The sequence below is a fragment of the Streptomyces niveiscabiei genome (assembly GCF_001419795.1).
Lineage (GTDB): Bacteria > Actinomycetota > Actinomycetes > Streptomycetales > Streptomycetaceae > Streptomyces > Streptomyces niveiscabiei.
In genome coordinates, this window is record NZ_LIRL01000931.1 from 321 (window position 1) to 5,205 (window position 4,885).

Annotated in this window: 4 protein-coding genes; 2 read left to right on the plus strand and 2 right to left on the minus strand. The window is 72.2% G+C overall.

Going from position 1 to position 4,885, the window contains the following annotated elements; genetic code table 11:
* A partial coding sequence (locus AOK24_RS37185; RefSeq protein ID WP_240554299.1) for a phosphatidylglycerol lysyltransferase domain-containing protein occupies window positions 1-1,238 on the minus strand: 1,238 nt, incomplete at its 3' end.
* A gap of 237 nt (window positions 1,239-1,475) precedes the next feature.
* On the opposite strand from AOK24_RS37185, the gene AOK24_RS37190 reads away from it, so the two are divergent.
* Window positions 1,476-2,588 (plus strand): alpha/beta hydrolase, encoded by a 1,113-nt coding sequence (locus tag AOK24_RS37190; RefSeq protein WP_055724362.1) that lies wholly within the window; start codon window positions 1,476-1,478, stop codon window positions 2,586-2,588.
* 209 nt (window positions 2,589-2,797) lie between these two features.
* Entirely contained in the window at window positions 2,798-4,462 is a 1,665-nt protein-coding gene (locus AOK24_RS37195) for a hypothetical protein (RefSeq protein WP_055724363.1), read from the plus strand.
* Between the two features lie 65 nt (window positions 4,463-4,527).
* On the opposite strand, the gene AOK24_RS51660 is transcribed toward AOK24_RS37195, so the two are convergent.
* On the minus strand, window positions 4,528-4,885 hold a 358-nt coding region (locus AOK24_RS51660; protein ID WP_240554298.1), incomplete at its 5' end, for a PH domain-containing protein.

Below are 4,885 nucleotides of genomic sequence, written 5' to 3' on the forward strand. Positions count from 1 at the left end.
AGCGCCATCGAGAAGCCGCGCTCGGTGCTGGTGCCGCGCCAGTCGTCGGCGGCCCTGCGGATGCGCTCCAGCTCGGTGTCGCCGAGGTCACGGATGCGACGGACGCGGGTTTCGTACCCGGCGCGTTCGATGCGCTTGACCATCTGCCGGACGTTGCGCATCGCGCGGCCGGCCAGCGAGAAATCCGCGACGTCGACCACCGCCTCGTCGCCGAGCTCCAGCGCGTCCAGGCCCGTCTCGCGGGTCCAGACCTCGCCGCCGGTCTCGGAGCAGCCCATCACGGCCGGGGTCCAGGAGTGCGCCTTGGCCTCGTCCATGAACCGCTCGATCGCGCCCGGCCACGCCTCGACGTCCCCGATGGGGTCGCCGCTGGCGAGCATCACGCCGGAGACGACGCGGTAGGTGACGGCGGCCTTGCCGCTGGGCGAGAAGACGACGGCCTTGTCGCGGCGCAGCGCGAACTGGCCGAGGGAGTCGCGGCGGCCGTGCTTCTCCAGCAGCGCGCGCAGCTTCGTCTCGTCCTCCTCGGTGAGCTGCGCGGCCGGGTGCTCCGGGCGGAAGGCCAGGTAGATCGTGGTGAGCGCGGTCACCCAGCCCAGCGCGCCCAGGGAGAACGCGACCGTCCAGGAGGTGTTGCCCGCGTAGTCCACGGGCCCCTCGAAGCCGAACAGGCCGTACACCACGTGCGTCAGCCGGTCGGCCACGCTCGGGTCGCCGACCATCCGCTCCGAGTGGACGCTGACGATGACCATGCCGAGAGCGAGGGAGCCCGCGCCCATGAGGATGAAGTTGGCCAGTGCCCGCCAGCGGCTGCGCGGATCGGGCAGCGCGTCGAACTGGTCGCGGTAGACGATCAGCGCGACCAGCAGCGCGACCGAGATGATCACGCCCACGGGGGAGTGGCGGTACGTGAACTGCGCCGCCGCGCCCGCCGGGAGCAGGGCCACCGCCGCGCGCCACGCCCGCCGCTTGCCGCGCTTCAGGCCGTGCGCGAGCAGCAGCAGCAGGATGCCCGCGCTGAGCGAGAGAGCCGCCGCGAACGGGCCGAACGACCCGGGCAGCACTTCCGCGAGCGAGTGCATGCGGCTGTGGCGGAACCGCGGGAACACTCCCGCCGCGACGTCCAGCAGTCCTACGACGGCACAGGCTCTGCCGACGAGAACCGGAACGGACTCGGGGCGCGGACCTCGCAGAACGCGCCGTACGCGACTTGATCGGATCGGAACCCCGCCCGACATTTCCCCATCTTCCCTGACAGACATCGCATCCCGTAGTTCCGCGAGTGACCTTGATCCCGGTGCCGTGATTGGCCGAACCGGCGACATTGCGTCCTCTAGGACGGTGTCTCGGGGAGAGAGGTTCACTCACATCCCCAAAGCGGCTCCAAAGGTCAGGGAAAGACCGGGACAAGCCCTCGCGAAGAAGTGCGGGCAGCGTGGGCGCCCGGCGAGGAAAGCGCAGGCAGGGAACGCCCTATGGGTCTTACGAGCAACAAGGTGCTGGTGCTGGCGATCGTGTGCGCCGCACTGCTGTTCATCGGTACGGTCTGGCTGTGGCCGCGGCTGGCGCGGCAGGGCGTCGCCCCGGTCGCCGGGCGCGTGGGTCTGCTGCTCGCCACCCAGGTGGCGCTCTTCGCGGCGGTGGGCCTCGCGGCCAACCAGGCGTTCGGCTTCTACGCCAGCTGGGCCGACCTCTTCGGCAAGGAGAACGGCCAGGGGGTGGTCGTCGACCATGCCTCCGGCGGCCCCGCGAGAGCCCTCAAGGTCCTCGACGAACAGCGCGTGGAGGGGCCCGGCGGAAGCCCGCAGACGCGCGGGCAGATACACAAGGTCTCGATAGCCGGCCGGACGACGCGCATCGCGTCCCCCGCGTACGTGTACCTGCCGCCGGAGTACTTCCAGCCGCAGTACCGCACGCGCGCGTTCCCCGCGTCGATCGTCCTGACGGGGTACCCGGGTACGGCGCAGGCGCTCGTCGACAAGCTGGACTTCCCGCGCACCGCGCGCGACCTCGCCAAGGACGGGAAGATGCAGCCGATGATCCTCGTGATGCTGCGGCCCACCGTCGCGCCCCCGCGCGACACGGAGTGCGTCGACATCCCGCGCGGGCCCCAGACGGAGTCGTTCTTCGCGAAGGACCTGCCCGCCGCGATCGCCTCGCACTACCGGGTCGCCAAGAAGTGGGGGGTCATCGGGGACTCCACGGGCGGGTACTGCGCCCTGAAGCTCGCGATGCACCACCCCGGGGTGTTCGCCGCGGGCGCGGGCCTCTCGCCGTACTACAAGGCGCCCATCGACCCCACCACGGGCGATCTGTTCCAGGGGAACGGGACGCTGAAGAACGAGGCGGACCTGAAGTGGTTCATCAAACACCGTCCCGCGCCGGACACCTCACTGCTCGTCACCAGCAGCAAAGAGGGCGAGTCGAACTACAAGGCGACCCTGAAGTTCATCGATCTGGTGAAGGCGACGAACCGTACGCGCATCTCGTCGATCATCCTCGACAGCGGAGGTCACAACTTCAACACATGGCGACGGGAGATTCCGGCCACCCTTCAGTGGGTCAGCGAACGGTTGACGCAACCGTGACTCCCGCGCGCGGGAGCGCGACAGGCGCACGCGGGACGGCTGTTCAGGCCCCCGCCGCACACTCCGACCGGAAATGATCTTGGATTTCGCCGGTCCCTCCGCACGCTCTGGCCGGAATTCATTTCTCCTGCCGTGCGAAGGTTTCGGGATGGCTGTGTTTTTACGGGGCGGGGCGCCAACGCATCCCTACGCGCGGTAAGTTTCTGGCCATGCCACGTGGACGTCACCGCCATTCACCGCCTTTGCACAGGCTGCTGCCCCCGTCGGCGATCGCAGGCGTCTCCCTCGTCTGCGCGTTCGGGCCCTGGTTGTTCTCCGATACGGGCGTACTGCGCGTGATAGCCGCGTTCGCCGCCGCCGTCGCGATCGTCGGCGCGGCCGTCCTGCGGCGCTGGGACGCGCAGGCCGGCAAGACGGTCGCCGACCTCTCGCGCGCGCGGGTCAGCGACGAGTGGCGCTACGAGGAGCGGGTCGCCGAGCTGGAGACCGACCTGGAGGAGTCCCGCGAGCTGCGCGGCAAGCTGGAGCAGCGCCTGCGCGCGAAGCGGGCCGAACTGGCCGGGCTGCGCAACGAGCATGCCGCGCTGCTGCGGCGGTACGCGAACGCGGAGACCGAGCGGGCGAGCGCGCTGGAGGGGCGGCGGCGGTTGGAGCTGGAGGCCCTGACGCCGGGGGCCGCCGGGGCTGAGGGCGGGGCCGAGGGCGCTGGGACGAGGAGTGCCGGGGCCGCTGAGGTCGTCGGAGCCAAGGGCGCCGGGGCGGTTGAGGTCGCCGTGGCCGAGCGGGCCGGGGTCAAGGGTGCCGGGACGGCTGAGGCTGCCGGGACCGAAGGCTCCGGGGCCGCTGAGGGCGTCGAGAGCGTCGCCGTCGAGCCTTCGGTTCCCGGGTTGTTCTCGCCCGAGGGGTCGAAGCTGTTCCTGCGGGCTGCGGCGGCGCTGGGCCGGTTCGAGAGGCCCGGGGTGGTCGAGGCGGCCGAGGGGGGTTCCGCCAAGGACGGTTCCCCCAAGGGGGGTTCGCCGGTGGGCGGTTCGTCCGTGAAGGGCGACGGGCCGTCAGGCGGTGGCTCTCCCAAGGGTGATGGTCCCGAGGGCGGCGAGCCCGTAGCGGAGGACGAGGGCGAGGGGAAGCCCGGGGCGGCCGACGCGCAGGGGCACGCGGTCGCCGGGTCCACGGGGAGCGAGGACCGGTACGAGGCGCTCCGTGACGGAGTGTCCGAGACGGACGGCGTCCCCGCGCGGGACGAGGACCGTCCGTCCGAGCGGGACGGCGCCTCCCCGGAGAGCACCTCTGCGGCACCGGACGAGATCACCCGGGAACGTGACGTGCCCGCGCGCGGGACGACGGACAGCGCTGTGGCGCCCGCGCGCGAGGCCGACACCGCCGCGGAGTCCGCACGGGGGACCGACACCGCCGTCGAGTCCGCGCGCGAGGCCGTCGCCGAGATCCCGCAGCAGCCCGCCCACGCCCTCGAACCCGCGCACGCGACGGGCATCCCGCAGCAGCCGTCCACGTCCGGGGAGATCGTCCCCCGCCCGGCGGGCTCCGTGCAGCGTCAGGCCGGCCACTTCGCGGTCCCGACCGCCGTAGCCGTCGTCCCGGCCGCCCAGCCGGTCCGCCGCGCCGCGATCGAGGGGGGCTTCGACTTCTTCGGCACGAAGCAGGACGCCGAGCCCGCGGCCCTGGAGGCGGTCCAGAACGAGGACCTCGCCGACGTGGTCGGCCAGGAAGCGCTGGCCCTGCACAAGGCCGAGTCGGAGGCGGAGTTCAAGCCCGCCGACGAGACGTCCCGAGCCGTGGGCCAGGTCGTCGACCTGACGCCGCACGACGAGACCGAACAGCTGGACCTCCAGGGCCTGCGCAGCGCGGCGTACTGACGGAACGTCGAGGTTCACCGGGGGCTGTACAGACCGCAGACGAGCGGTCCGTACAGCCCCCGCCCTTACGCCATCCACCGATCCGGCGGCGCGTCGTGGCGGCCCGTCCGTGAGCGGGTCGACTGGTCGGCGAGGAGGGCGGCGGCCTCGTGGGCGTCCCTCAGGCGGGCGGAAACGGTCTTGTCGGCCCCGGTGTCCACATGGACGCTGGCGAGCCGCCAGAGCCGCCCCCAGGGCCCTTGGGTGAGCCGTACGCTCTGGACCTTGGCGTGGGGGACGAGGGCGAGGTGGCGGCGGAGGAGGCCGTGGCGGGAGGCGAAGACCTGGTCGGTGACGGCGATGCCGTAGCCGCGCCACCACCCCGGCGCGACACGGCCGGCCCGTTTCGGCGGGCGGGAGAGGACACCGGGGACGGTCACGCCG

Excerpts from the sequence above, each read along its gene's own strand:
- AOK24_RS37190 (WP_055724362.1), top strand. The coding sequence starts at position 1,476 with ATGGGTCTTACGAGCAACAAGGTGCTGGTGCTGGCGATCGTGTGCGCC.
- AOK24_RS37195 (WP_055724363.1), top strand. The coding sequence starts at position 2,798 with ATGCCACGTGGACGTCACCGCCATTCACCGCCTTTGCACAGGCTGCTG.